Annotated in this window: 31 protein-coding genes and 1 pseudogene; 29 read left to right on the top strand and 3 right to left on the bottom strand. The window is 73.2% G+C overall.

All coding sequences use genetic code 11. From position 1 onward, the window contains the following. The first annotated feature begins 162 nt into the window (after positions 1-162). The 21 genes from Q8W71_RS10640 to Q8W71_RS10540 all read left to right on the top strand — a co-directional run bounded on the left by Q8W71_RS10640 (position 163) and on the right by Q8W71_RS10540 (position 16,401). Positions 163-837 (top strand): YceI family protein, encoded by a 675-nt coding sequence (locus Q8W71_RS10640; protein ID WP_305525331.1) that lies wholly within the window; start codon positions 163-165, stop codon positions 835-837. A gap of 5 nt (positions 838-842) precedes the next feature. Continuing rightward, positions 843-1,226 (top strand): hypothetical protein, encoded by a 384-nt coding sequence (locus Q8W71_RS10635; protein ID WP_305525330.1) that lies wholly within the window; start codon positions 843-845, stop codon positions 1,224-1,226. 45 nt (positions 1,227-1,271) lie between these two features. Continuing rightward, positions 1,272-1,631, top strand: coding sequence for a hypothetical protein (locus Q8W71_RS10630; protein WP_305525329.1), 360 nt, complete (start codon positions 1,272-1,274; stop codon positions 1,629-1,631). A gap of 94 nt (positions 1,632-1,725) precedes the next feature. Further along, positions 1,726-2,493, top strand: coding sequence for an FkbM family methyltransferase (locus Q8W71_RS10625; RefSeq protein WP_305525328.1), 768 nt, complete (start codon positions 1,726-1,728; stop codon positions 2,491-2,493). A gap of 12 nt (positions 2,494-2,505) precedes the next feature. Continuing rightward, the gene (locus Q8W71_RS10620) at positions 2,506-2,853 is read left to right on the top strand and encodes a hypothetical protein (RefSeq protein ID WP_305525327.1); all 348 of its coding nucleotides are present in this window, start codon (positions 2,506-2,508) and stop codon (positions 2,851-2,853) included. A 174-nt stretch (positions 2,854-3,027) separates the two neighbouring features. Next, positions 3,028-3,342, top strand: a complete 315-nt coding sequence (rplU, locus tag Q8W71_RS10615; protein WP_305525326.1) for a 50S ribosomal protein L21 — start codon at positions 3,028-3,030, stop codon at positions 3,340-3,342. An 82-nt stretch (positions 3,343-3,424) separates the two neighbouring features. Further along, positions 3,425-3,691 carry a 50S ribosomal protein L27 gene (rpmA, locus tag Q8W71_RS10610; RefSeq protein WP_305525325.1) on the top strand — a complete coding sequence of 89 codons (267 nt, stop codon included), beginning with the start codon at positions 3,425-3,427 and terminating at the stop codon, positions 3,689-3,691. Positions 3,692-3,875: 184 nt separating this feature from the next. Then, the gene (locus Q8W71_RS10605) at positions 3,876-4,475 is read left to right on the top strand and encodes a GNAT family N-acetyltransferase (RefSeq protein WP_305525324.1); all 600 of its coding nucleotides are present in this window, start codon (positions 3,876-3,878) and stop codon (positions 4,473-4,475) included. 63 nt (positions 4,476-4,538) lie between these two features. Then, a complete protein-coding gene (gene obgE, locus Q8W71_RS10600; RefSeq protein ID WP_305525323.1) occupies positions 4,539-5,573 on the top strand; it encodes a GTPase ObgE in 1,035 nt (344 codons plus the stop codon). Positions 5,574-5,627: 54 nt separating this feature from the next. Beyond that, positions 5,628-5,933: a type II toxin-antitoxin system VapB family antitoxin gene (locus tag Q8W71_RS10595; RefSeq protein WP_305525322.1), complete on the top strand. Its 306-nt coding sequence runs from the start codon at positions 5,628-5,630 to the stop codon at positions 5,931-5,933. 9 nt (positions 5,934-5,942) lie between these two features. Continuing rightward, a complete protein-coding gene (locus Q8W71_RS10590; protein WP_305525321.1) occupies positions 5,943-6,347 on the top strand; it encodes a type II toxin-antitoxin system VapC family toxin in 405 nt (134 codons plus the stop codon). A gap of 351 nt (positions 6,348-6,698) precedes the next feature. Then, positions 6,699-7,814 (top strand): glutamate 5-kinase, encoded by a 1,116-nt coding sequence (proB, locus tag Q8W71_RS10585; protein WP_305525320.1) that lies wholly within the window; start codon positions 6,699-6,701, stop codon positions 7,812-7,814. A 134-nt stretch (positions 7,815-7,948) separates the two neighbouring features. Beyond that, entirely contained in the window at positions 7,949-9,247 is a 1,299-nt protein-coding gene (locus Q8W71_RS10580) for a glutamate-5-semialdehyde dehydrogenase (protein WP_305525319.1), read from the top strand. A 19-nt stretch (positions 9,248-9,266) separates the two neighbouring features. Further along, positions 9,267-9,860, top strand: coding sequence for a nicotinate-nucleotide adenylyltransferase (locus tag Q8W71_RS10575; protein WP_305525318.1), 594 nt, complete (start codon positions 9,267-9,269; stop codon positions 9,858-9,860). A 212-nt stretch (positions 9,861-10,072) separates the two neighbouring features. After that, on the top strand, positions 10,073-10,372 hold the full coding sequence (gene rsfS / locus Q8W71_RS10570) for a ribosome silencing factor (RefSeq protein ID WP_370875383.1): 300 nt from the start codon (positions 10,073-10,075) through the stop codon (positions 10,370-10,372). Positions 10,373-10,381: 9 nt separating this feature from the next. Then, a complete protein-coding gene (rlmH, locus tag Q8W71_RS10565; RefSeq protein ID WP_305525317.1) occupies positions 10,382-10,876 on the top strand; it encodes a 23S rRNA (pseudouridine(1915)-N(3))-methyltransferase RlmH in 495 nt (164 codons plus the stop codon). A 190-nt stretch (positions 10,877-11,066) separates the two neighbouring features. Beyond that, a complete protein-coding gene (locus Q8W71_RS10560) occupies positions 11,067-12,425 on the top strand; it encodes a murein hydrolase activator EnvC family protein (RefSeq protein ID WP_370875382.1) in 1,359 nt (452 codons plus the stop codon). Next, entirely contained in the window at positions 12,425-13,762 is a 1,338-nt protein-coding gene (locus tag Q8W71_RS10555) for a S41 family peptidase (protein ID WP_305525316.1), read from the top strand. Before Q8W71_RS10560 ends, Q8W71_RS10555 begins: the two co-directional genes overlap by 1 nt. Before the next feature lie 167 nt (positions 13,763-13,929). Next, a complete protein-coding gene (locus Q8W71_RS10550; RefSeq protein ID WP_305525315.1) occupies positions 13,930-15,156 on the top strand; it encodes a divergent polysaccharide deacetylase family protein in 1,227 nt (408 codons plus the stop codon). A gap of 49 nt (positions 15,157-15,205) precedes the next feature. Next, positions 15,206-15,748 carry an RNA pyrophosphohydrolase gene (locus tag Q8W71_RS10545; protein ID WP_305525314.1) on the top strand — a complete coding sequence of 181 codons (543 nt, stop codon included), beginning with the start codon at positions 15,206-15,208 and terminating at the stop codon, positions 15,746-15,748. A gap of 23 nt (positions 15,749-15,771) precedes the next feature. Beyond that, positions 15,772-16,401 (top strand): DUF2939 domain-containing protein, encoded by a 630-nt coding sequence (locus tag Q8W71_RS10540; RefSeq protein ID WP_305525313.1) that lies wholly within the window; start codon positions 15,772-15,774, stop codon positions 16,399-16,401. 64 nt (positions 16,402-16,465) lie between these two features. Here the strand turns inward: Q8W71_RS10540 and Q8W71_RS10535 are convergent, their stop codons facing one another. Together Q8W71_RS10535 and Q8W71_RS10530 are read right to left on the bottom strand one after the other, a co-directional pair. Beyond that, entirely contained in the window at positions 16,466-16,828 is a 363-nt protein-coding gene (locus Q8W71_RS10535; RefSeq protein ID WP_305525312.1) for a photosystem reaction center subunit H, read from the bottom strand. Positions 16,829-16,847: 19 nt separating this feature from the next. After that, positions 16,848-17,288 carry a response regulator gene (locus Q8W71_RS10530; RefSeq protein ID WP_305525311.1) on the bottom strand — a complete coding sequence of 147 codons (441 nt, stop codon included), beginning with the start codon at positions 17,286-17,288 and terminating at the stop codon, positions 16,848-16,850. Positions 17,289-17,495: 207 nt separating this feature from the next. Between Q8W71_RS10530 and Q8W71_RS10525 the strand changes: the two genes are divergently transcribed. The 8 genes from Q8W71_RS10525 (at position 17,496) to Q8W71_RS10490 (ending at position 25,383) form a co-directional block, all read left to right on the top strand. Then, positions 17,496-18,161 (top strand): YoaK family protein, encoded by a 666-nt coding sequence (locus Q8W71_RS10525; protein ID WP_305525310.1) that lies wholly within the window; start codon positions 17,496-17,498, stop codon positions 18,159-18,161. A 24-nt stretch (positions 18,162-18,185) separates the two neighbouring features. Continuing rightward, positions 18,186-19,199, top strand: a complete 1,014-nt coding sequence (locus Q8W71_RS10520) for a WD40 repeat domain-containing protein (protein WP_305525309.1) — start codon at positions 18,186-18,188, stop codon at positions 19,197-19,199. A gap of 72 nt (positions 19,200-19,271) precedes the next feature. After that, positions 19,272-19,796 carry a DUF2937 family protein gene (locus tag Q8W71_RS10515; protein WP_305525308.1) on the top strand — a complete coding sequence of 175 codons (525 nt, stop codon included), beginning with the start codon at positions 19,272-19,274 and terminating at the stop codon, positions 19,794-19,796. A 119-nt stretch (positions 19,797-19,915) separates the two neighbouring features. Beyond that, entirely contained in the window at positions 19,916-21,151 is a 1,236-nt protein-coding gene (locus Q8W71_RS10510; RefSeq protein WP_305525307.1) for a peptide ABC transporter permease, read from the top strand. Between the two features lie 187 nt (positions 21,152-21,338). Further along, positions 21,339-22,106 carry an SDR family oxidoreductase gene (locus Q8W71_RS10505; RefSeq protein ID WP_305525306.1) on the top strand — a complete coding sequence of 256 codons (768 nt, stop codon included), beginning with the start codon at positions 21,339-21,341 and terminating at the stop codon, positions 22,104-22,106. A 94-nt stretch (positions 22,107-22,200) separates the two neighbouring features. After that, positions 22,201-22,935 carry an SDR family oxidoreductase gene (locus Q8W71_RS10500; protein WP_305525305.1) on the top strand — a complete coding sequence of 245 codons (735 nt, stop codon included), beginning with the start codon at positions 22,201-22,203 and terminating at the stop codon, positions 22,933-22,935. An 86-nt stretch (positions 22,936-23,021) separates the two neighbouring features. After that, a complete protein-coding gene (locus Q8W71_RS10495) occupies positions 23,022-24,827 on the top strand; it encodes an IlvD/Edd family dehydratase (RefSeq protein WP_305525304.1) in 1,806 nt (601 codons plus the stop codon). A 103-nt stretch (positions 24,828-24,930) separates the two neighbouring features. Next, positions 24,931-25,383 carry an anaerobic typically selenocysteine-containing protein gene (locus tag Q8W71_RS10490; RefSeq protein WP_305525303.1) on the top strand — a complete coding sequence of 151 codons (453 nt, stop codon included), beginning with the start codon at positions 24,931-24,933 and terminating at the stop codon, positions 25,381-25,383. Positions 25,384-25,479: 96 nt separating this feature from the next. On the opposite strand, the pseudogene Q8W71_RS10485 reads toward Q8W71_RS10490, so the two are convergent. After that, positions 25,480-26,306 (bottom strand): annotated as a pseudogene (locus Q8W71_RS10485) (outer membrane protein). Between the last annotated feature and the right edge of the window lie 18 nt (positions 26,307-26,324).

The raw sequence follows: 26,324 nt of genomic DNA, 5'->3' as shown, positions 1-26,324 counted from the left end.
GCCCCGGCGAAAACCTTCTGGGCGGGTGCCCCGGGCGATGCCTACAGAAGCGGGCGTGCGCCCGCCAGCGCGGCAGGCCGCGGCTTGAGCGCCGGCGCGCTTCGTGAAATGAGGCGCGCGAGGCCAAGCTCTGGCCCGGGTCCCTGCCGCCGGGAGACGTCGATGCGCGCCACCGCCCTCGCCCTCGCTGGACTGTTCGCGCTTGCAAGCGCCCTTGCAAGCCCTGCCGCGGCCGAGGAGGCGCCCGCGGGCACGAAGCCCGCCGCGACGACGCCCGACGCCCCGGCCCCCGCCGCCCCGTCGAAGGACCCGACGCAGGTCCGCCCCGGCGCCTACGTGCTCGACCCGGACCACGGCAAGATCACGTGGTCGGTGAGCCATCTCGGCTACTCGACCTATTACGGCCAGTTCACCGGGCTGAGCGGCACCCTCGACCTCGACCCCAAGGCCCCCGAGAAGAGCCGCCTCGCCGTCACCGTGCCGCTCTCCGGCGTTCTCACCGGCAGCGCGCGGCTGGAGCGGCACCTGGCCACGCCGGACTTCTTCGACACGCAGAAGTTCCCGACCGCGACCTTCACCGCCACCGGCGTCGAGCCGACCAGCCCGACCACCGCGCGGATCACCGGCGACCTGACACTCCGCGGGACGACCCGGCCGGTGGCGATCGACGCGACCTTCAACCAGGCCGGCCTCAGCCCGGTCGACAAGCGCTACACGGTGGGGTTCGACGGGCGCGCGGTGGTCAAGCGCTCGGAGTTCGGCGTGAACGCCTTCCTGCCGGCGCTCGGCGACGAGGTCACGCTGCGCATCGAGGGCGAGTTCAAGAAGGCGGAGTAGCGGCGATGGTCCGGTACGCGAGCATCCTGCTCGGATCCGCCTCGCTCGCCGCGGCGCTGCTGGCCGCCGCGCCGTCCGGGGCGCAGGCGCCGACTCAGCCGCAGGCCGCCCCGTCGCCCCTCGACGCCTACGCCGAGGCCGCGACGACGACGATCATCGCCGAGCAATCCTGCCCGGGCCTGCGGCTCAACGCGGGCCAGCTCACCAACCTGCGGCTCGCCGCACGCGTGGCGCCGGCCCAGGAGGCGGCCCTGGAGGAGAAGCTGAAGGGCCGGGCCGTCGCGGTCCGCCAGCAGCTCAACGCCGAGGGGCGCGATGCTTGGTGCGCGGGAGCCTTCGCCGCCTTCGGGCCGGCGGGCACGGCGGCCAAGGGCGTGCTGTCGCGGTGAGCGCCCGGGACGGCGGGTGAGACGATCGGTGCGAGGAGACCGGCCATGACGGTTCAGCGGTTCCCGGACGGCGGCGCGCAGGACGCGGCGCTGAACGCGTTCAACAAGGGCCTGATGAAGACCTTGCAGCAGGCGCAGCTCGACGCCCAGATCGCGCGGGCCCAGGCCGCCGCGGCCCGGAGCGAGGCGGCCGAGCGCGTGGAGGCCCTGCGGGCGGTCAACGCGGCGCTGCTCGGCAGCCTACGCCCGTTCGGGCTCGACCGCCGCAAGTTCTCCGCCCTGATCCGGGACAGCGCCCGGGCGATCCCGAACGCGGGCCCCGAGGCGGCGCGGCACGCCTTCCTGCTCGCCGAGACCGAGCGGGTGCTGGGCGCGCTCGGCGCCGGGCGGGGCCCCGGCCTCTGACCGGACGGGGCCGCGTCGGCCCCGGAGGCGCGCCGTGCCGCGGAGCGGGGGCGGGCGCGGCGCGAGGTGGACCGTTCCGAGAATAGGACCCGTCATGGACGCCGAAGCGGACGTCGAATTCCTGACCGTGTTCAACGCGCTGCTCGGGCTGCGCGAGACGCTCGGCGGCCGCCCGCAGCTCTACGCGGAGGATCTCGACTTCCTCGCCTTCGCGGCCAAGCGCGCGCCGCTGTCCAATTCCCAGCTCCTCCAGGACATCTGGGTGCTGTACGAGCTCGGCGAGAAGCGCGGCGGCTACTTCGTCGAGTTCGGGGTCTGCGACGGGGTCTCCCTCAGCAACACCCTGCTCCTGGAGAAGGCCTTCGGCTGGCAGGGGGCGGTGGCCGAGCCGGCGCGGGTCTGGCAGGACGCCCTGCACGCCAACCGCAACTGCTACATCACCAGCAAGTGCGTCCACGCCACCGACGGGCTGAAGCTCGTGTTCCGCGAGGTGTTCCAGCGGGAACTCTCGACCCTCGAAGGGCTCGCCGACGCGGACTTCCACGCCGCCTCGCGGACCGACGGCGCCCAGCAGTACGAGGTCGAGACGATCACCCTGCAGCGGTTCCTCGAACAGGCCCGGGCGCCGCGGGCGATCGACTACCTCAGCATCGATGTCGAGGGGGGCGAGCTCGACATCATCGACAGCTTCGACTTCGGCGCCTACGACATCGCGCTGGTGAGCGTCGAGCACAATTACACGGACAAGCGCGGCGCGATCTACGAGACGCTGAACCGCCACGGCTACCGGCGCAGGTTCACCCGCTTCTCGATGTTCGACGACTGGTACGTGCGGCCGGACCTGCTGCCGCGCAACCGCTGAGGGGGACGCCCGATGTCCGTGCGCGCCGCGACCGCGATCCTCCACTCGACCTTCGACCTCTTCGCGGAGATGGGCGGGGGCGTCGCGCTGGGCCCGAACGTGCAGGAGATCGTCCGGCGCCTGCGCCTCGTGCGGGCGGCCGCGCAGGCGCAGGGCGCGTGGTCGGGCCACCTCGCCCTGCTGGCGGCGCAACTGCGCGCCCGCGCCAGCCACTACGCCGCGCACCGCGCCCCGGGCGAGGGGGCCGACACAGCGCGCCTCGCCGAGGTGGTGCGGGCCTATTCCGAGATGCTGATGCACCTCGACATGCAGGCGTGGCGCGACGGGCAGCCCGCGCCATCGGCGCCGGAATCACCTTGACACGCCGCGCCGGCCCGCCCTAGAGAGCCGCGACGGCGCGCGGCCTCTCGCAGGACCCGCGCGCTTCGCGTTGCCCGGGTTCCATCCCGGCGCGATGACCCCAAACAAGAAGCCGGCCCAGGAGACCGCCCGGAGACGGGATGCCCGGAGGCCGTTCGAGAACACGAGAGAACGATGTTCGCAGTCATCAAGACGGGCGGCAAGCAGTACCGCGTCGCCGCCAACGACACCATCACCATCGCCACCCTGCCCGGCGAGGCCGGCGAGGCCGTGACCTTCGGCGAGGTCCTGCTCTACGCCGACGGTGCGGGCGCGACCCAGGTCGGCGCGCCGACGCTGTCCGGCATCAGCGTCACCGGCGAGATCGTGAGCCACGGCCGCGGCAAGAAGGTGATCGCCTTCAAGAAGCGCCGTCGCCAGAACTCGCGGCGCAAGCGCGGCCACCGCCAGGCGCACACCGTGGTGCGCATCACCGGCATCTCGGCCTGATCCCGGGCCGCGCCCTCGCGCCCCGCGCTGAGGGCCCCCGGACGGCACTGGAATGACGGCCTAGGAATTCGGAGTTCAGGACATGGCACACAAGAAAGCAGGCGGCTCGTCCCGCAACGGCCGCGACTCGGCGGGCCGGCGCCTCGGCGTCAAGAAGTTCGGCTCGGAGGCCGTGATTCCGGGCAACATCATCGTGCGCCAGCGCGGCACCAAATGGCACCCCGGGGTCAATGTCGGCATGGGCAAGGATCACACCCTGTTCGCGCTGACCCCCGGCCACGTGCGCTTCGAGACGCGCCGCGGGCGCGCCGTCGTGGCGGTGGTACCGCTGGCCGAGGCCGCGGAGTAACAGGCGGGCGCCCGAGAGGCGAAGCGAGCGTCCCGCGACGGTGTCCCACACCGGACCGGAGACGTTCGAGCGGCCTGCCAGAGGCCGAAGGTCGGACGGAACGCCGGGGAGGATGGGGCGCCATCCTCCCCTTCGTCGTCTCTGGGCGCCGCTCCCCGCGGGGAGGGCCGCCAGCGAGGACACCATGTTCCCCGACCTGTTCCGCGACGACGTCTTCCGGATCGAGACCCGCCGGCTGTGGCTGCGCTGGCCGACCGCCCGGGACGCCGGGGCGATCACCCGGCTCGCGGGCGACCGGGCGGTGGCCGAGATGACCGCCCGGATCCCGCATCCGCTGGAGCGGAGGGTGGTCGACGCCTTCCTGCTGGAAGTGCGCGGCGCCAACCTCGCCGGCACCGGCCTGACCCTGGCCATCGCCGACCGGGCCGCCCCCGGGCGCCTGATCGGCCTCGTCGGGATCGCCCTGGCGGAGGGGGGCGAGGCGCCGCACCTCGGCTACTGGCTGGGGCGTGAGCGCTGGGGCACCGGGCTGATGAGCGAGGCGGCGGCCGCCCTCGTCCACGCCTACTTCGCCTGGGCGGGCGGCACGCGGCTGATCGCCGAGGCGCGGGTCGACAATCCGGCTTCGCGCCGCGTCCTGGAGCGGGCCGGGTTCGTCGCAGAGGGTCGGACCGTCCGGTCCGTGCCCCTGCGCGGCGGCGACCACGCGGTCGATTGCTTCCGCCTCGACCGTGCCGGGTGGCTCGCGGCCGCGGCGCCGGTCCCGGCCGCCCGGGCCGCCTGACGATGCTGCCGCCGGGAGAGATGCCCGGCGGACCGCCCGCGTTGCCCTGACGAGAGACGAGCCGTGAAGTTCCTCGACGAAGCCAAGGTCTACATCCGCTCGGGCGACGGCGGTCCCGGCTGCGTCTCGTTCCGGCGGGAGAAGTTCATCGAGTTCGGCGGCCCGAACGGCGGCGACGGCGGCCGCGGCGGCGACGTCTGGGTGGAGTGCGTCCAGGGGCTCAACACCCTGATCGACTACCGCTACCAGCAGCACTTCAAGGCGAAGAAGGGCGAGCACGGCATGGGCTCGAACTGCCACGGCGCCCGCGGCGCCGACGCGGTGCTGAAGGTGCCCGCCGGCACCCAGGTGCTCGCCGAGGACGGCGAGACCCTGATCGCCGACCTCACCGAGGTCGGCCAGCGGGTGCGGCTCGCCAAGGGCGGCAACGGCGGCTTCGGCAACGCCTACTTCACGACATCAACCAACCGGGCGCCCAAGCACGCCAATCCCGGCCAGGACGGCCAGGAGATGTGGATCTGGCTGCGCCTCAAGCTCATCGCCGACGCGGGTCTCGTCGGCCTGCCGAACGCCGGCAAATCGACCTTCCTCGCGAGCGTCACCGCGGCCAAGCCGAAGATCGCCGACTACCCGTTCACCACCCTGCATCCGGGCCTCGGCGTCGTCAGCTCGGACGGGCGCGAGTTCGTGCTGGCCGACATCCCCGGCCTGATCGAGGGCGCCCACGCGGGCGTCGGGCTCGGCGACCGGTTCCTCGCCCATGTCGAGCGCTGCCGGGTGCTGCTGCACCTCGTCGACGGCACCTGCGAGCACGCCGGCAAGGCCTACACACTCGTGCGCGGCGAGATCGAGGCCTACGGCAACGGGCTGGCGGACAAGCCCGAGATCGTCGCCCTGTCCAAGGCCGATGCCCTCGACGCCGAGACCCTCAAGAGTCAGGTCGCCAAGCTGAAGCGGGCGGCTGGCCGGGCGCCGCTGGTCCTATCCGCGGCGAGCCGGAAGGGCGTGCCCGAGGCCCTGCGCGCGCTCCAGGCGGCGATCGCGGACGGGCGGGAGGCCGAGGCGGAGGCCGCCCCCGCCGCGCCGTGGCAGCCGTGAGTGACGGTGCCCGCCGGAGGCGCTAGGCTGCGGGTGTGCCCGCGGAGGACGGCGATGGACGCGTTGATCGTGGAGAGCGACGAGGCCCTGAGCCTCGCGCGCGAACTGGCGGAGCGGCGGGGCACGTCGGTGGACGAAGCCGTAATTGAGTCATTGCGGGCGGCCCTGTCACAAGCGCTGCCGCGCAGTCCGACTCCACCGCAGCCGGTTCGGGTTCCGGAACTGGATGAACTCACGCCGCCGCAGCGTGCCTCGTACGAATCTCTGAGACAATTGACCCGCGAGATGGCTCAGTATCGTCTGCCCGGCGCCACATCCGATCACAGTGACATGTATGACGAGAACGGTCTGCCCATCTGAGCGATAGTTATGATCGCTATCGATACGTCCGCAATCCTCGCAGTCCTCCTGGCGGAGCCGGAAGAGGAGGCTTTCGACCGGTTGATGGCGACGAAACGGATGCTGGTGGGGGCCCCGACGCTCGTCGAGGCGAGGCTCTCGCTCGAACGTCGTTTCTCGAACCGATCCGAGAGCGCCTTACGGCGCTTCCTGACTGATCATTCAGTCGACGTAATCTCATTCAATGCCGATATGTTTGACATCGCCATCGATGCCTTCGCCCGGTACGGGAAGGGGCGCGGCCACCCGGCCCGGCTGAATTTCGGCGACTGCCTGTCCTATGCGGTCGCGAAGGCCTACGCCGCGCCCCTGCTCTTCAAGGGCGCCGATTTCATTCACACGGATCTCGTTCCGGCCTGCGATCCGGCGGCGTGACCACGTCTCCGGGTGAACCGCTCGGTTCCTGCCGCACGCGCCGTCCTCGCGCGCGTGCGCCGAAGCGAGCCGATCCGAACGCGCTGTCGTCCCAGTTCCGGAGGTCTTCAAGGCCTCGCCGCCGATCGCCTGGATCGGGTGGTCGTGGCGCGTGGCCGTGGACGGACGCCGCCGGCCAACGCGACGACCAGCTTGCGCAGGCCAGGGTCCAGGGACCGGACGTGTACGAGATCGTGAGACCCGGTCGGCGGCGATGCGGCGGCCAGGGTCGTCGACCCATGCAGCGCTCCGTCTGTTCAACGCCGCCGCGTTCGTCCAAACGGGGCACGTCCCGGCCCGCGTCCCGACCCCATGATTCCCGTCCTCGAAGAATTCCGCCGCGTCGTCATCAAGGTCGGCTCCGCCCTGCTGGTCGACCGCGCCCGCGGGCGGCTGCGCCACGCGTGGCTCGCCGCGCTCGCGGAGGACATCGCCGAATTGCACGCCCGCGGCGTCGATGTGCTGGTGGTCTCATCGGGCAGCATCGCGCTGGGGCGCACCGTGCTCGGCCTGCCGCCGGGCGCCCTGAAGCTGGAGGAGAGCCAGGGGGCGGCCTCGGTCGGGCAGATCGCGCTGGCCCGCCACTGGGCCGAGGCGCTCGGGCACCACGGCATCGTCGCCGGGCAGATCCTCGTCACCCCGCAGGACACCGAGGAGCGCCGCCGCTACCTCAACGCCCGCGCCACCGTGCTGAAGCTGCTTGAGATGCGCGCGGTGCCGGTCGTCAACGAGAACGACACGGTGGCGACCTCCGAGATCCGCTACGGCGACAACGACCGGCTGGCGGCCCGGGTCGCCACGATGATCGACGCCGACGTGCTGGTGCTGTTCTCCGACATCGACGGCCTCTACACCGCGCCGCCCAAGAGCGACCCGGACGCCCGGCATCTCCCGCTCGTCGAGCGCATCACCCCGGAGATCGAGGCGATGGCCGGCGGCCCCGCCTCGGAGCTGTCGCGGGGCGGGATGCGCACCAAGGTCGAGGCGGCCCAGATCGCGGTCTCGGGGGGCACCCACCTCGTGATCGCCGACGGGCGCGCCAAGAACCCGTTGAAGGCGATGCAGGAGGGCGCGCGCTGCACGTGGTTCCTGTCGGGCTCGACGCCCAACGCCGCGCGCAAGACCTGGATCGCCGGCGCGCTGGAGCCGCGCGGCGCGCTGGCGATCGACGCGGGCGCCGCGCGGGCGCTGCAAGGCGGCGCGAGCCTGCTGCCGGTCGGGGTCCGCGCCATCGAGGGCAGCTTCTCCCGCGGCGACGCGGTGCTGATCCGCGATCCCGCGGGCCGCGTCCTCGGCCGCGGCCTCGTCGCCTACGACAGTACCGAGGCGGCGCTGATCATCGGCCATCCGAGCGCCCGCATCCCCGAACTGCTGAATTATCCCGGGCGCGCGTGGATGGTGCACCGCGATGACTTGGCTCTTCTGTGACTGGACTTGTTCCAGTGTGCGAATGCTTGCATGAATGCGCGAAAATGGCGTCGCGACGCTTGTCGCGCGGTGCGCGAGTGTGCAAATAGGCGTCACCGCGGCCCGTGGGGTCGCCGACAGCCGAGGCCGCCGCCGTGCCCGTCCTGAACCTGAGATCCAACCTCGCCGAGGCCGAGGCGCTGCCGGAACTGATGGCCGGGATCGGCCGCCGCGCCCGGCAGGCCGCCCGGCAGATGGCCCTGGCCTCGGCCCAGGCGAAGGACATCGCCCTCCGTTCGATCGCCGAGCGGATCCGGGCGAACGGCGACGCCATTCTGCGGGAGAACGCCCGCGACGTGGCCGCGGCGCGTGCCGGCGGCCACTCGGCGGCACTGATCGACCGCCTCGTCCTCGATCCCGGCCGGCTCGCGGGCATCGCCGAGGCGGTCGAGAAGGTCGGCGCCCTGCCCGATCCCGTCGGCCGGCAGCTCGCGGCGATCGAGCGGCCGAACGGCCTGCTGATCGAGCGCGTGGCGGTGCCCCTCGGCGTCGTCGGCGTGATCTTCGAGAGCCGCCCCAACGTCACCGCCGATGCCGGCGCCCTCTGCCTCAAGGCCGGCAACGCCGCGATCCTGCGCGCCGGCTCGGACAGCCACCGCAGCGCCGTCGCGATCGCGCAGGCGATGAGCGAGGGGCTGGCGGCCGCCGGGCTCCCCGCCGACGCGATCCAGATCGTGCCCACCCGCGACCGCGCCGCCGTCGGGCTGATGCTCGCCGGGCTCGACGGCTGCGTCGACGTGATCGTGCCCCGCGGCGGCCGCGGCCTCGTCGAGCGGGTCCAGGCCGAGGCGCGGGTGCCGGTCTTCGCCCATCTCGACGGCATCAACCACGTCTACGTCGCCCGCGCCGCCGATCTTGCAATGGCGCGCACGGTGCTGCTCAACAGCAAGATGCGGCGGGTCGGGGTCTGCGGCGCGGCCGAGACGCTGCTCGTCGACCGGGCCTGCGCACACACCCACCTCGCTCCGCTCGTCGCGGCGCTCCTCGACGCGGGCTGCGCCGTGCGCGGCGACTCCGACACCCGGTCCGTCGATCCCCGCGTCACGGCGGCCACCGCCGCCGACTGGGACACCGAGTACCTCGACGCCGTCATCGCCGTGCGCGTGGTCGACGGGCTCGACGCGGCGATCGAGCACATCGAGACCCACGGCTCGCACCACACCGACGCGATCATCACCGAGGATTCCGCCGAGGCGGCCCGCTTCCTCGCCGAGGTCGATTCGGCGATCGTGACCCACAACGCCTCGACCCAGTTCGCCGACGGCGGCGAGTTCGGCTTCGGCGCGGAGATCGGCATCGCCACCGGCCGGATGCACGCGCGGGGCCCGGTGGGCGTCGAGCAACTCACCACCTTCAAGTACCGGGTCCACGGCAGCGGCCAGACCCGCCCATGATCCTGGCACCGGCCGCCGCGTGCGGCTGATCCTGCCGCCGAGCCGGCCCGGCATGCGGATCGGTCTCTACGGCGGGTCGTTCAACCCGGCCCATCTCGGCCACCGCCACGTCACCGAGACCGCCCTGCGGCGGCTCGGCCTCGACCGGGTGTGGTGGCTGGTGAGCCCCGGCAACCCGCTCAAGAGCCACCGGGCGCTGGCCCCGCTGGCGGCGCGATGCGCCGGCGCGGAGGCCGTCGCCCGCCACCCGCGCATCGCGGTGACCGGCTTCGAGGCGGCCTTGGGCGTCCGCTTCACCGTGCAGACCCTGCGCTACCTCGTCCGGCGCCGGCCGGGGGTGCGTTTCGTCTGGATCATGGGGGCGGATTCGCTCAGTACCTTCCACCGCTGGAAAGGCGCATCCGAGATCGCCGCGCTGGTGCCGATCGCGGTGATCGACCGGCCGGGCTCGACCATGACACCCCTCTCCGCGCGCACCGCCCGCCGGCTCGCCCGCGCCCGAGTGCCGGAGGCGGAGGCGCGCACCTTGCCGGAGCGGCAGCCCCCGGCCTGGGTCTTCCTGCACGGGCCGCGCTCGGAGTTGTCCTCCACCGCGATCCGCGCGGGCGGTTGACCATCCGCGCTCTCCCGCGCGCGGGCGATGTTGCAATCGATAGCTGAAGCCGCCACTTTCAAAGCCTGGCTCCCGGACGGGGGCCGCCACGAGGAACCAGGACGCTGCCCGAGACTCTCCGCACGGAGGCCCCCCGCCCCGCCGCCCCCGAGGACGCCGGCTCGGCGCGCTCGGATTCCCTCAAGGCGCTGGCGCTCGTGTGCCTCGACGAGATGAAGGCCGAGGAGACGGTAGAGATCGATCTCGCCGGCAAGACCTCGCTCGCCGACACGATGATCATCGCCTCCGGCCGCTCGCAGCGCCACGTCGGCTCGATCGCCGACAGGATCATCCAGGCGATGAAGGACAAGGGCTTCGGCAATGCCCGGGTCGAGGGCCTGCCCGCCTGCGACTGGGTGCTGATCGACGCGGGCGACGTACTGGTGCACATCTTCCGCCCCGAGGTCCGCGGCTTCTACAACCTGGAGAAGATGTGGGGCGCCGATCGCCCGGTCGGGCTCGCCGCCGGCTAGCCGGCCTCCGTGCGCCTCGTCCTCGCCGCGGTCGGCCGCCTGAAGGCCGGCCCGGAGCGCGAGCTGGCGTCACGATACCGCGAGCGGTCCGCCCAGCTCGGCCGCGGCCTCGGCTTCCCCGCCTGCGACCTCGTCGAGATCCCCGAATCACGCGCCCGCCGCGCCGCCGACCGCTGCGCCGAGGAGGCCGCGGCGCTGCTCGGCCATCTGCCGGCCGGCGGCGTGCTGCTGGCCTACGACGAGCGCGGCCGCTCCGACCTCGCCAGCGAGGCTCTGGCGGGCCGGGTCGGCGGCTGGCGAGACGCGGGCCGGGCGGCCCTCGTCGTCGCGATCGGCGGGGCGGACGGACTCGACGCCTCAATTCGGACGCGCGCCGAGCTGATCCTGTCCTTCGGGGCTGCCACCCTGCCCCACGGACTCGTGCGCGTGCTCGCCCTCGAACAGCTCTACCGCAGCCTGACCCTCCTGGCCGGCCACCCGTATCACCGCGGCGATCCGGGCTGAGGGCGTGACTGACGACGCGTTCATCGGCCGCCCGCTTGTCCCTCCCCCCTCTGCGGGGGAGGGTGGCCCGCGAAGCGGGTCGGGAGAGGGGAGCGCCGCTTCCGGAACGGGCGCGCCGGGCGCCGTTTCCCGACGCGTCGCGCCGCCCCTCTCCCGACCCTCGCTGACGCGAGGGCCTCCCTCCCCCGCAGTGGGGGGAGGGAGGGCGTCGGCTCGAGGGTGCCTTATCCGAGCAACCGCCCTGCTGCTCCTCGCCTTCCATGCAGGCCCCGCCAGGGCCGAAGACTCCCCCGCCCCCGACTCCGAAAAAATCCGGCAGGCCACCGAGGAGCGCGACCGCCGCGCCGAGAACCTGAAGCGCGTGCAGGACGCGCTGGCCGCGAGCCAGAGCCAGCGCGCCCAGTTCGAGGCGGAGATCGCCGCCATCGGCACGGACCGGGCCAAGCTCGACGCCGCCCTTCTCGACGCTGGCCGGCAGGCCCAGGCGACCGAGGGCCGGATGAACCGCCTGGAGGAGCGCCTGAAGGCGATGACCGAGGGCGAGGGCGCGATCCGCCGCTCGCTCCAGGCCCGCCGCGGGATCGTCGCCGAGATCCTCGCCGCCCTCCAGCGGATGGGCCGCCGCCCGCCGCCCGCGGTGCTGGTCAGCCCCGAGGACGTTCTGGCGGCGATCCGCACCTCGATGTTGCTCGGCGCGGTGGTGCCGGAGCTGCGCGGCGAGGTCGACACCCTGGCCGCCGACCTCACGGAGATGGTCCGGCTGCGCGGCCTGATCGCCAAGGACAAGGAAGGGCTCGCCGCCGATCTCGCCCGCTGGGCGTCCGAGCAGCAGCGGCTCCAGGCGCTCGTCGCCGCCCGCCGCGCCCGGCAGGCCGAGATCGAGAGCGGGCTCGCCGCCGAGCGCCGCCGCGCCGTCGAACTCGGCGCCCAGGCCAAGTCCCTCAAGGACCTCCTCGACCGCGTCGAGGGCGAGGTCTCGGCCGCCGCCCGCGCCGCCGACGAGGCCAAGGCCGCCGCCGAGCGCGAGGTGCGCGCCACCCGCGAGCGCTTCGCCGCCGCCGGCGTGCGCGATCCCGTCCGCCTCGCCCCGAAAGTCCGCTTCGCGGAGGCGCGGGGCGAAGTGCCGCGGCCCGCGGTCGGGCGCCTCGTGCGCGGCTTCAACCAGCCCGACGGCAACGGCGGGATCACCCGCGGCGTCTCCTTCGCGACGCGGCCGAAGGCCGTCGTCTCCGCGCCCGCCGACGGCTGGGTGAAGTTCGCCGGCCCGTTCCGCTCCTACGGCCGTCTCTTGATCATCGATGCGGGCGACGGCTACTATCTTTTGCTGGCCGGGATGGACCAGATCAGTGTCGAGGTCGGCCAGTTCGTGCTGGCGGGCGAACCGGTGGGCGGCATGGGCGATGGCGCGCCCGGCGCCGACGGCGATCCGACCCTGTATGTCGAGTTCAAGAAGGATGGCGGCTCCATCGATCCGGAGCCGTGGTGGGCGAGAGGCCCGGGTAACACGGTGCCGAGTAACACGGTGTTTGGCGAGAAGGTTCGCGGCTGATGCGCAAGACGTCCCTGATCATGCTCGGCGCCTTCCTCGGCGCCGGGACCTCGATGGTGGCGACCCAGACCGACTTCCTGTCGGGTCCCCGCGCCGTGGCCGCCTCGGCCGAGACCTATCGCCAGCTCAGCCTGTTCGGCGACGTGTTCGAGAAGGTGCGCACCGACTACGTCGAGAAGCCCGACGAATCGAAGATGATCGAGGCGGCGGTGAACGGCATGCTCACCTCCCTCGACCCGCATTCGAGCTACATGGACGCCAAGGCGTTCCGCGACATGCAGACCACGACCCGGGGCGAGTTCGGCGGCCTGGGAATCGAGGTCACGATGGAGGACGGGCTGATCAAGGTCGTCACACCCATCGACGACACCCCCGCCGCCAAGGCGGGCCTGCTCGCCAACGACATCATCACCCAGATCGACGACGAGCAGGTGCAGGGCCTGACCCTCAATCAGGCGGTCGACAAGATGCGCGGCCCGGTCAACTCGACCGTCAAGCTCAAGATCAACCGCAAGGAGGCCAAGGCGCCGCTCGACGTCACGCTCACCCGCGACATCATCAAGATCAAGCCGGTGCGCTCGAAGGTCGAGGGCGGCGACATCGGCTACGTCCGCCTGACCCAGTTCAACGAGCAGACCTTCGACGGGATGCGCGCGGCGATCGACAAGCTGTCGGGCGAGATCGGCGCGGACAAGCTCAAGGGCTACATCATCGACCTGCGCAACAATCCCGGCGGCCTGCTCGACCAGGCGGTGATGGTCTCCGACGCGTTCCTCGACCGCGGCGAGATCGTCTCGACCCGCGGCCGCAACCCGGACGAGACCCAGCGCTTCTCGGCCAAGGCCGGCGACCTGACCAAGGGCAAGCCGGTGGTGGTGCTGGTCAACGGCGGCTCGGCCTCGGCCTCCGAGATCGTGGCCGGCGCCCTCCAGGATCACAAGCGCGCGACGATCATGGGCACGCGCTCCTTCGGCAAGGGCTCGGTGCAGTCGATCATCCCGCTCGGCGGCTCCGGCGCCCTGCGGCTCACCACCGCGCGCTACTACACGCCGTCCGGGCGCTCGATCCAGGCCAAGGGCATCGAGCCCGACGTCGAGGTGCTGCAGGAGGTGCCCGACGAGCTGAAGGGCAAGGACGAGACCAAGGGCGAGGCCGGCCTGAAGGGCCACCTCAAGCAGAAGGACACCGACGAGCGCGGCGGCTCCTCCGCCTACGTCCCGCCGGACCCGGCCAAGGACAAGCAGCTCATCTCCGCGGTCGACTTCCTGCACGGGATCCAGAAGGGCGCCGCCAACGGCACCCCCGCCGCCCAGCAGAAGCCCAGCCTGCCGAACTGATTTTTTTCGCCCGGCATGCGGGACCAAAAGCCCCGTCCGGCTCCCGCCGGGCGGGGTTTTTCGTGACCGCCACGTTAGCCGGACGTTAACCATACCGGCCGGCAATAGGCGCAAGATGCGAGCCGCCGCGTTCGGCGGGCGGGGCGCGATCCCGGGACGAGTGGCGCTTGACCGAGCCCGCGGACGATATCCTCACCCGCCCCCTCGGGGTCGCGGAGGCGCAGCCGGCAGGTCCCGACCGGGGACGCCTCGCCGGGCTTCGCGCGCGCGCGCGGGACCCGCGGGTGGTGGCCGGGCTCCTGGCCGCCGCGCTGGCCGGGGCGGTCGGCCTCGTCCTGGCGCTCGGCGATCCGCGCGGCGGCGAGCCGCGGGTGCGCGTCGCCATCACCCTGCGCGAGCCGTCGCGCGCCGTCGTGCCGGAGGCGCCCCCCGCCGCGCCGGTCGCCGCCAGCCCGGCCGCGATCCCGCAGCAGCGCAGCGCCGAGGAGGTCGAGACCGCCTCCGGCGTCACCGTCGTCCGCCCGGCCGGTTCGGCCCCCAGCGAGGCGGTCGTGATTCGCGTGCCCCCCGCCAACGCGCCGCGCCTCGCGCCGGCCCCCGACGCCCGCCTGATCGAGCCCGGCCGGCACGGGCTGATGCCGCGGCTCGGCGACGGCCGGGTCCGCGCCCTCGACGTCTACGCCCGCCCGGAGGAGCCCGGCACCGGCCCCCGTATCGCGATCCTGGTGACGGGACTCGGGATCGGCCAGTCGGCCACCGCCGCCGCGACCGTGCGCCTGCCCCCCGCCATCAGCCTCGCCTTCACGCCCTACGGCGCCGAGACCGAGCGCGCCGCCGCCCGCGCCCGTGACGCCGGGCACGAGGTGTTCCTTCAGGTGCCGATGGAGCCCTTCGACTACCCCGACAGCGATCCCGGCCCCCAGACCCTGCTGACCGCCTTGAAGGGCCCCGAGAACGCCGATCGTCTCGCCTGGGCGCTGGCGCGGTTTCCCGGCTATGTCGGTCTGGTCAACCTGATGGGCGCCAAGCTGATGGCCGACCCCGCCTTCGAGCCGGTGTTGCGCGAGATCGGCGCCCGCGGCCTCGGCTTCGTCGACGACGGCACCGGCCCGAAGCCCGCGGCGACGCCCAACAAGGCCCACACCCCCCTCGCCCGGGCCGAGATCGTCCTCGACGCGGTCGCGCGCCCCGACGCGATCGACGCCGAACTCGCCCGCGCCGAGGCGCAGGCCCGCTCCGGCGGCTTCGCTCTCGCCTCCGCCGCCGGCACGCTGCTGACCGTCGAGCGGATCGCCCGCTGGGCCCGCGATCTCGACGCCCGCGGCATCCGCCTCGTGCCGGTGAGCGTCGCCCTGCGCGGCGGCGCGCCCAAGCGCGTCAGCCGGGCGGAATGAGTGCCGCTCCGTTGCCGCGCGACTCGCGCCCGGCCTATGGTCGCCCGCGATGACGACGCCCGCCGAATCAAGCGACGCCCTGCCGTACCGGCCCTGCGTCGGCATCGCGCTGATCAGCCCGTCGGGGGGCGTGTTCGTCGGGCGGCGTCGCGCGGATGCGGGGCCGGAGCACGTCGCCGGGCCGCACCGGTGGCAGATGCCGCAGGGCGGTGTCGATCCGGGCGAGGATCCCGAGGCGGCTGCGCGGCGCGAGCTGTTCGAGGAGACCAACGTCCCCGGCCACGCCCTGCGGTTCCTCGCCGAGATCCCCGAGTGGCTCCCCTACGACCTGCCTCCGGCGGTGATGAAGGCCGCCTGGAAGGGCCGCTACCGCGGCCAGACGCAGCGCTGGTTCTCCTACGGGTTCACCGGGCCCGAGGCGCTGATCGACGTGGCGAGCCCGGGCGACGGCGCCTACAAGGCGGAGTTCGACGCGTGGCGCTGGGCGCGCTTCGACGAATTGCCGGAGCTGATCGTGCCGTTCAAGCGCCCGGTCTACGAGCGGGTGGCCGAAGCCTTCGCCCCCCTCGCGACCTGGGCGGCGCGGGCGTGACGCCCGGCTCCGGGGCCTGAGCCGTGCGCTGGATCGCGATCCCGCTGACGGCCGGGCTGGTGTGGCTCGCCTACACCGTGACGCCGCTCTGGTCGCTCTACGATCTGGCGGGGGCGGTGCGGCGGCACGACACGGCCTACATCGAGAGCCACGTCAACTTCCGGACGCTGCGCCTCTCCCTCGTCCGCCAGATCACCGGGGCGCTGCGCGGGGCGGCCGACGCCGACGCAGGCCTCGATCCGCGGGAGCGCCAGCGCCTCAACGAGGTCGCCTACGGCCTCGCCCTGGCGCTCGCCGAGACGCTGGTGACGCCCGAGACGGTGATCGATCTCCTCGACGACGGCTGGCCGGAGACGCTGGAGGTCGAGCGCCCGGCCGGGGCGCGGCCCGAGGGTCTCGCCATACGCGGCCTCGGCCGGCTGCTGTCCTACTACGGCGCCGCCGAGATGCGCGGCTTCCGCGCGGTGGTGATCCCGGTCCCCCCCGACGCCCCGCGGGCGGAGCGCACCCGGATCCGCCTGCGCCTGCGCGGCCTGACCTGGCGCCTCGTCGATATCGAGATGGCCGACGCCCTGCGCGCGCAGATCGCGGCCAAGCTCGGCCGGGCGCTGGCCCGGGCGCGGATCGGCACCGGCGCGGACGAGGAGCGCTGAGGGGACCCTGAGGGATCCCGGGGGAGGTCGGCGGGATGCCCGCCGACGGCGTCCGGACGCGCGCTCAGTTGGCCTTGGGGGCCGGCTTCCCGTCGGACGGGAGCTTCGGCTTGCGCGCCTCGGCGACGTCGTCGGCCTTCTCCTCGTCGGTGTCGCCGCCCTGCTCGATCGTCCGGCCCGGATCGGCGAGCATCGTCCGGGCGATGCCGAGCAGCACCTCGCACTCGCCGGGATACTTGTAGGTGTCGAGCACGATCGCCGCGTCGCGCAGGGTCCGCAGGTCGCGCACCGTCTGGGCGTTGGCGTCCTTCTGCAAGTCCGGCTTGGCGGCGATGGTCTCCTCGATCCGGGCGCCCTTCACGTCGCAGGCGGCGTGGGCCGGCACGGCGAGCAGGGTCAGGCAGAGGGCGATCGTCGGGCGCCGCATGGCGGTTCTCCGGGGTCTCTCAGGCGTGGTGGCAGGCGTGGTCGGACGGCGCGCCGCGCAGCAGGTCGTTGGTCAGCGCCACGAGCTGGCTCGGCCGGTAGGGCTTGGGCACGAACACGGATTCCGGCACCGTCTCGCGCTGCGAGAGGCCGGCGCGGCCGCCGGAGGTGTAGACGACCGGCAGGCCCGGGCACTGGGCCCGCGCGTGCTGCGCCAGGACGAGGCCGTTCGTGTTGCGGGCGAGGTCGATATCGGTGAAGAGCAGGTCCACGCTCTCGCGAGCGAGGATCGCCTCGGCCTCCCAGGCATCCGCGGCGGTGATCACCCGGTAGCCCTCGTCGAGGAGCGCCTCGGCCGCCAGCTCGCAGACATGGGGCTCGTCCTCCACGACCAGGACCGTGGCGGCGGTTTCGAGGGCGGGCAGGACCGGAGCGGCGAAGGCGACGGCGAACGGGATCATGACGCAACTCCAACTCACCCGGCGGGGGCGGACCGCCCCGGTGCCTGATCGCGGGGAGAACAGGTCCCCGCGGCGCGGCGTTCGCCGGACTTGCATCGAATTGCTCGGGTTAAGTGAGCGGCGCGTTAACCGCCCGTCCCGGTCGGTGAACGGAGCGGCCGGAATGGTTAACGACCGGTTACCGGGGCGCGGGCGGGGAGCGAATTCGTGACCCGGCCCTGGCAGCTCGGCACCGGGCTCGCGCTCACGGCGCTCGCCGGCTACGTGGACGCCCTGGGCTTCCTGCGGCTCGGCGGCCTCTACACCTCGTTCATGAGCGGCAACACCACGCAGCTCGGCGTCTTCACGGCCGAGGGCAAGGGAAACCACCTGATCCTGCCGCTCGCGCTGCTCACCGGGTTCCTGGCCGGCGCGGTCGTCGGCAGCGGCATCGGGATCCTGGCGCCTTCGCGGTGGTCGACGCCGATCGTGCTGGCCTTCGAGGCGGCGCTGCTCGCCGCCGCCCTCGGCCTCGGGCTCGGCGTCTCGGAACTCGGCGTCGCCAGCGTGTCCATGGCGGTGGCGATGGGCGCGCAGAACGCGGTGCTGGCGCAGGTGAAGGGCTTCCGGGCCGGCGCCACCTTCGTCACCGGCGCCCTGTTCAGCTTCGGCCAGAAGATCGCCCAGGCGCTGACCCGCACCGGCGAGCCGTGGGGCTGGGTCGGCGACGGCCTCGTCTGGCTGTTCCTGCTGCTGGGCGCGATCCTCGGAGCCCACGTCTACGGCCTCTACGGCCTCTACGCCCTCGCGCTGCCCGCGATCGCGGCCGCCGTCTTCGCCCTGGTCTCCACCGCCCTGATCGCCCGCTCGACCCGGAAGGTCTCGTCCGCATGAGCACCCACCCATGAGCTTCCACCCATGAGTAGCCCCCTGAGCACCCCCTCCCTGACGAGCCACGTCGTCCCGATCGAGGCCGGGGCCCACGTGGTGGCCGCCCACTGGCTGAAGGACACCCCTGCCCTCGCGCTGGCCGACGGGACGGTGATCCTGTCGCGCGCCGGCGCGCCGGAGCGCGTCGCCGCCCATCCCGAGGCCGGCATCCTCGTCGCCGCGGGTGACGCGGACCGGCTCGTCACCGGCGGCGACGACGGGCGGATCGTCGAGATCCGGGGCGACGGCAGCGCCGTCGAGGTCGCCGCCGCCAAGGGCGGCGCCTGGATCGACGCCCTGGCGCTGCACGGCGACGGCGGGCTCGCGTGGTCGGCGGGCCGCGCCGTCACCGCCCGGGACGCCAAGGGCCGCGAGCGGACGCTGACGGCGCCGTCGAGCGCCCGCGGTCTCGCCTTCGCGCCCAAGGGCTACCGGCTGGCGGTGGCCCACTACAACGGCGTGAGCCTGTGGTACCCCAACCACGAGACGCCCCCCGAGGTCGTCGCCTGGAAGGGCTCGCACATCGACGTCACGTGGTCGACGGACGGGCGCTTCGTGATCACGACCATGCAGGAGAACGCCCTGCACGGCTGGCGCCTCCAGCCCGACCGCGGCCACATGCGGATGTCGGGCTACCCCGGCAAGGTCCGCTCGGTCTCGTGGTCCTCGGACGGGCACTGGCTGGCGACCGGGGGTGCCGAGGCGGCGATCATCTGGCCGTTCGATTCCAAGGAGGGGCCGACCGGCAAGGCGCCGCGGGAATGCGGCGTGCGGCCGGCCCGCGTCGCCCGGGTGGCGTTCCACCCGCGCTCGCCCGTCCTGGCGATCGGCTACGAGGACGGCTGCGTGCTGCTCGTGCGCCTCACCGACGCCGCCGAGCTGCTGGTGCGCCCGGCGGTGGCCGGCAGCGCGATCAGCGCGCTCGCCTGGGACGGGCGCGGCGAGCGCCTCGTGTTCGGCTGCGCCGACGGGCAGGCCGGGCTGCTCAGCCTGCCGGGCTGACGGGCCGCCGGGAACCGCCCGCGCGGGCCGGCCTTGTTCCGAAACCGCTCCACCCCTGCGAGGCCGCCACCCGTGTTCCGCGTCATCCGCACCCTCGGCCTCGCCGTCGGCCTGCTCGGCGGCGGCGTCGCGGCCCAGGCCCCCGAATTCGCGCAGCAATACGCCCAGCGTCTCGGCGGCGCGGTCGACGAGCTGCGCCGGGAGGTCGCCACCCTCGAATCCGACGCGCGCGCCAACGGCGTCACCCGCGACGGCGCCGTCGAGCGCCTGCGCACCAATCCCGACGACCTCGTGGCGCGGCGCGGCGAGGCGGCGCGCGCCGCCATCGCCCGCCTCGCCCGGCTCTCCGCCCAGCAGCAGGCGCTCGCCGCCGCCACCAGCCCGCTGGGCCGGGTGGTGGCGGTGATGCGCGACCCCGACCCCGGCATCGCCGAGGCCACCTACCGCGCCTACGATCCGGCGGTCCCCACCACCGCCGACGGGCTGACGGCCGGGCTTCTCGGCTTCTTCGCTGCCTGGGGCGGCTGGCGGATCGCCTCCGATGTCGGCCGGCGCATGGCCCGTCGGCGCCCGCGCACGCCCGCCGCGGCCGCCTGACGACGCGACTTCGGCCGCGACGCGGATCGGGAGGTGTTGCCGGCCGTCTACAGCGGCCTGCCCGGTGCTTGCTTACCTACAACGGGACCCGGCCGTTCCGGACCGGGAGAAGGCGTGACATGCCGCGCGCGTCGAGCCCCACCATCGATCCGGCCCTCGATGCCGCGGCCCTACTGCGGCGCATGGGCTTCTTCGGGCTGTTCGTGATCCTGCCGGTGCTGGCCCAGGTCGCCCGCCGCGCCGCGGTGATCCTCGCGCCGATCGCGGTGGTGCTCCTGGTGATCGCCAGCGCCATCGACCGGCGCCAGCGCCCCGTCCGCCCGGGGATCGCGCGGCTCCTGACCGCGCCGGCCTTCCTGGCCGGCATGCTCGTTGTGCTGTGGTCGGCCCTGTCGCTCGCCTGGACGCCGTTTCCCGGGCCCGCCCTGGAGCGGCTCGCCAACCTGCTCGCCACGATCGGCCTCGCACTGCTCGGCTACCTCGCCCTGCCCGATCGGATGCGCTCGGCCAACCTCTACCTGCTGCCGCTGGGCGTGATCGCAGGGGCCATCGTCGCGATCGTGCTCGGGGTGTTCGGCGCGCACATCACGCCCGCCGGCACGGAGGAGGACGGCGCGCTCGACCGCGGCCTGATCCTGCTGATCCTGCTGATCTGGCCGGCGCTCGCGTGGCTGCGCTCCCGCCGCCGCGACCGCGAGGCGCTGGGTCTCGCCCTCCTCGTGGCCGCGGCGCTCACCGTGCAGCCGAACGCCACGCAGATCGCCGCGCTCGCCATCGGCGCCGTCGCCTTCGCGGTGACGAGCTTCCGGCCGAAGCTCGGCGTCGCGTTGACGGCCTTGATCTCCGCCGCCCTGCTCGCCGTGGCGCCGCTGCTGCCGTTCCTGGCCCGGCCGATCGGCGCCGCCCTGTTCGGACCCCTCGCCCCGGGCGTGCTGTCGCTCAAGAGCTGGCAGAAGGTGGTGACCACCGAGCCGGTGCGGCTGATCACCGGCCACGGCTTCGAGACCGCTCTGCGCGGCCGCCTCGTCGGGCTCGTGCCGATCAACGCCCCCACCACCGCGCTGTTCGAGTTCTGGTACGAGCTCGGGATCGTCGGCGCCTTCGCCGCGGCCTTCGCCCTCCACGCCGCGATCCGCCGGGCCGGGCGCGACGTGCCGGCCCTGGTCCCGGCGGCGATGGCCTGCTTCGCGAGCGCCTTCGCCGTCGCCTGCCTGGGCGTCGGGCTGACCGCGATCTGGTGGCTCACTGCGCTCGCAATCGCCGTGGTGGTGTTCATCGCCGTCGAGCGCGGCCAGTTCCGCACCAGCCGCCCCAAGGTCGCCCGCCTGCGCCGCCTGCCCGAGGGCGGGGCCTGAGGCGGCTTCCCCGCGGGATCCGCGTATATCCGGACCCGGTTCGGGGCTGCGCACCCCGCGATCGGTGCTATGCCTGCGACCCGGGGACGGACCTGATCCGCCATCCGGTCCCGGGGCAGGCGCGTCCGTTCGCGGCGACGATCCGCCCTTCAAGAAGAGACGGCGGGCACGTTCAGGGAGGGAGAGCATGGATCTCGGCATCGAGGGGCTGCGCGTGCTCGTGACGGCGGGCGCGGCGGGAATCGGGCGCGCGGTGGTCGAGGCGTTCGTCGAGGAGGGGGCCCGGGTCTTCGCCTGCGACGTCGATGCGGAGGCGCTGGCGAGCCTGCCGGCCGAGGTCGGGCGCTGCCGCACCGACGTGGCCGACCGCGACGCCGTCGCTGCCATGATGGCGGCGGCCCTCGACCATCTCGGCGGCCTCGACGCCCTGGTCAACAACGCCGGCATCGCCGGGCCCACCGGCCGCGTCGAGGAGATCGCCCCCGAGGAGTGGGACCGCTGCCTCACCGTCTGCCTGACGAGCCAATTCAACTGCGCCCGGCTCGCCGTGCCGCACCTGCGCGCGAGCGCCAACGGCTCGATCGTCAATCTGTCCTCGGCGGCCGGCAAGTTCGGCTTCGGCCTGCGCAGCCCGTACGCGGCGGCGAAGTGGGGGGTGATCGGCTTCACCAAGTCGCTGGCGATCGAGCTCGGCGAGGCCGGCATCCGGGTCAACGCGATCCTGCCGGGGCTGGTGGCCGGCGACCGGCAGCGCCGCGTGCTGGAGGCCAAGGCGCAGCAGCAGGGGGCGAGCTACGCGGAGATGGAGGCGCGCGCCTTCTCCTTCGTCTCGATGAAGGAGTACGTCACCGCCCGGCAGCTCGCCGACCAGATCCTGCTCCTGTGCTCGCCCCGCGGGCGCACGATCTCGGGACAGGCGATCTCCATCGACGGCGACACCCGCATGCTGTCGTAGGCCGGCGGTATTTACGCCGCGGCCCCGGCCGCGGCAGAGTGGCGCGACCGGGGCCGCCAGAGCCATCGGGCGACGAAACGTTCAGGGAGGCACCATGCGTCTGTCGGGCAAGACCGCCCTCGTCACCGCCGCCGGCCAGGGCATCGGCCGCGCGAGCGCCCTCGCCCTCGCCCGCGCGGGCGCGCGGGTGCTGGCCACCGACCTGCGCGCCGACGCGCTGGCCGGCCTCGACGCGGAGCCGAACGTCGACACCGCGGTGCTCGACGTGCTCGACGCCGGGCAGATCGCGGCCGTGGTCGGCGGCCTGGATCGCGTCGACGTGCTATTCAACTGCGCCGGGGTCGTGCACGCCGGCACGGTGCTCGACGCGACCGAGGCGGATTTCGACTTCGCGATGGACCTCAACGTCCGCGCCCAGTTCCGCGCGATCCGCGCGGTCCTGCCGGGGATGCTGGAGCGGGGCTCGGGCAGCATCGTCAACATGGCGAGCGTGGCGAGTTCCGTGCGCGGCCTGCCCAACCGCTGCGTCTACGGAGTGTCGAAGGCCGCGGTGATCGGGCTGACCAAGTCGGTCGCCGCCGACTACGTCGGCCGCGGCGTGCGCTGCAACTGCATCTGCCCCGGCACCGTCGACACGCCCTCGCTCGCCGAGCGCATCAACGCCTACGACGATCCCGTGGCGGCGCGCCAAGCCTTCATCGCCCGCCAGCCAATGGGCCGGCTCGCGACCGCCGAGGAGATCGCCCCCCTGGTGGTGTTCCTGGCCAGCGACGAGGCCGCCTTCGTCACCGGCCAAGCCTATTCCATCGACGGCGGCATGACGATCTGAAGGCGACGGATATGGCGCGCGTCACGGGTCCGTGACCCGTGACGCCGAGCCCGTCGACCGAAGACCGAAGCAAACGGGAGAGTGAGATGAGCGAGAAGCGCCGCGTCAGCCCCGACGAGCTGCGCTCGAAGGCGTGGTTCGACAATCCCCACAACCCGGGGATGACCGCGCTCTACCTTGAGCGCTACCTGAACTACGGCCTCACCCCGGAAGAGCTGCGCTCGGGCAAGCCGCTGATCGGCATCGCCCAGACCGGCTCGGACCTGTCCCCGTGCAACCGCCACCACGTCGAGCTGGCCAAGCGCGTGCGCGAGGGCATCACCGCGGCCGGCGGCGTCGCCTTCGAGTTCCCCTGCCACCCGATCCAGGAGACCGGCAAGCGCCCGACCGCGAGCCTCGACCGCAACCTCGCCTACCTGTCGCTGGTCGAGGTGCTCTACGGCTACCCCCTCGACGGCGTCGTGCTGCTCACCGGCTGCGACAAGACCATGCCGGCCTGCCTGATGGCGGCGGCGACCGTGAACATCCCGGCGATCTCGCTGAACGTCGGCCCGATGCTGAACGGCTACTTCCACAAGGAGCTGACCGGCTCCGGCACCGTGGTGTGGAAGGCGCGCGAGCGGCACGCGGCCGGCGACATCGACTTCCAGCAGTTCATGGACATCGTCGGCTCGTCGGCGCCGTCGACCGGCCACTGCAACACGATGGGCACCGCCTCGACCATGAACGCGCTCGCCGAGGCGCTCGGCTTGGCGCTGCCGGGCTCCGCCGCGATCCCCGCCCCCTACCGGGAGCGCGGGCAGGCGGCCTACGCCACGGGCCGGCGGATCGTCGACATGGTGTGGGAGGACCTGAAGCCCTCCGACATCCTGACCCGGGAGGCGTTCGAGAACGCCATCGTCGCCAACGCCGCGATCGGCGGCTCGACCAACGCGCCGATCCACATCAACGCCATCGCCAAGCATATCGGCGTGCCGCTGACCTGCGACGACTGGGAGCGGGTCGGCCTGGAGATCCCGCTGCTGGTCGACATGCAGCCCGCCGGCCGCTGGCTCGGCGAGGAGTATTTCCGCGCGGGCGGCCTGCCGGCGGTGTTCGCCGAGCTGATCGACGCGGGGAAGGTTCACGAGGGCGCGCTGACCTGCAACGGCCTCACGGTCGGCGAGAACTACCGCGGCCGGCACTCGTGGAACCGCGACGTGATCCGCGCCTACGCGGAGCCGCTGATGGAGCGGGCGGGCTTCCTCAACCTCAAGGGCAGCCTGTTCGACTCGGCGATCATGAAGACCTGCGTGATCTCCGAGGAGTTCGCCGCCCGCTACCTGCGCAACCCCGAGGACCCGATGGCCTTCGAGGGCCGCGTGGTGGTGTTCGACGGGCCCGAGGACTACCACCACCGTATCGACGATCCCGCCCTCGACATCGACGCGCACACGCTCCTGATCATGCGCGGCGCCGGGCCGATCGGCTATCCGGGCGCGGCCGAGGTGGTGAACATGCAGCCGCCGGGGGCGCTGATCCGGCAGGGCGTCACCTCGCTGCCCTGCATCGGCGACGGGCGTCAGTCCGGCACCTCGGGCACGCCCTCGATCCTCAACGCCTCCCCCGAGGCGGCGGCCGGCGGCGGGCTGGCGCTGCTCCAGACCGGCGACCGGGTGCGGATAGACCTGACGAAACGCCGCGCCGACATCCTGCTCCCGGACGCGGAACTGGAGCGCCGCCGCGCCGACCTCGCGGCCCGGGGCGGCTTCCCCTACCCCGCGAGCCAGACTCCGTGGCAGGAGATCTACCGGGCGCAGGTCGCCCAGCTCTCGGAGGGCATGGTGCTGGAGGGTGCGGTCAAGTTCCAGCGGGTGGCCCAGACCCAGGGCCTGCCGCGGGACAACCACTGACGCCGCGCGTCTCCCTCCGTCCGGGGCGCGACGCCATGACTGGGAACCGGCGCTCCGGCGCCGGCCTTTCCTGGCCTGACCGCCATCCGAACGGAGATCGACGATGCGACGCACCCTGCTCGCAGCCTGTGCCCTGGCTGTGCCCCTCCTCCCGGCCGCGGCCCTGGCAGAGGGCAAGCCGCTGCCGCCGCCGGCGAGCGCGGTGATGCCGCCGGTGGAGCTGACCATCTCGATGCAGGACGGCAAGCCGGTCTGTGCCCCGCAGGAGATCCGCCTGCCCGCCGACACCAATGTGGCGCTCCACGTGGTGAGCAGCGCCGACACCCCCGTGACGCTGACCATGCCGGGGCAGTTCGCCAACGGCCGCGTCCTGCACGCCGACGGCGACCTCGTGCACGTGGCGAGCGAGGACGGCTACCTCGTCAAGCAGAACGGCAAGGGCACCCTGCGCCTGCGCACGCTCGGGCCCGGGCAGGAATCCTACGCCTGCACCAGCACCCGGGACCGGAAGGCACCGTTCACCGGCACGTTCGTGCGCACGCCCCCGGCAGGCTGATCCCTCCACGCGTGAGAACGCCCCGGGAGCGGGCTCCCGGGGCGTTCGCGGGTGGGCGGAACCGGTTCCGGAACGCTCCGGGACCGGCCGTCGACCTCAGTACGTGCCGAACTTGGAGTTCAGGCCGGCGCGGATGACAGCGAACTCGTCCGAGCGGCGGCCGACGCCGTTGAACACGTGCGGGACGTTGGTCGCGGCGTTGATCACGAACGCACCCTGGTTGCGGGTGCCGCGATCGAGGTTGACGGACAGGCCCTCGACCTTGAGCGTGACCGCGCTGGAGCGGAAGACGTTCAGGAACGAGTCGGTGGGGAGCGCGTACTCGATGCCGCCGCCGACGGCGTAGCCGGTGCGGAAGCTGTCGTTGCCGGCGTAGCCGCCGAACGAGCGGTCGGCGCTGCCCGAACCGTAGGCGAAACCGCCGGTGCCGTAGAACAGCACCCGGTCGAAGGCATAGCCGAGGCGGCCGCGGACGGTGCCGAAGAAGTCGAGGCTCGACAGGCCGCGCGGGTCGGTCACGGAGTAGCCCGGGGCGAGGCCGCCGACGATGAAGGCGCTGTTCCGGTTGCGGCCGAAGTCGAGGTACTGGGCGTCGGCCTCGATGCCGACGACCACGCCCGAGCCCGGGGTGAACTGGAAGTTGTAGCCGACCTGGCCACCGCCGGAGAAGCCGTCCTGGTTCCGGCTGCGGAAGACGGCGACGGTGCCTGGGATGGCGAACGGGCGGGGATTCCGAACACCGAGCCGGCGTTGCGGCTGCTGGCGTCGAAGGCGTAGCCCGCGTTGACACCGGCGTAGAAGCCCGTCCAGGTGAAGACCGGCACGGGGGTGAACACCGGCGGCGCGCGGCGCGGGAGGTCGGCGGCGGTGGCGGCGGCCGTGAGGGCCGTGAACATCGCCAGCGAAATGGCAAGCGCCTTCATGCGCGTGCTGTCCCCAGC

The organism is Methylobacterium amylolyticum, assembly GCF_030700245.1.
Taxonomy (GTDB): Bacteria; Pseudomonadota; Alphaproteobacteria; order Rhizobiales; family Beijerinckiaceae; genus Methylobacterium.
This window is presented reverse-complemented; position numbering and strand designations above follow the sequence as displayed.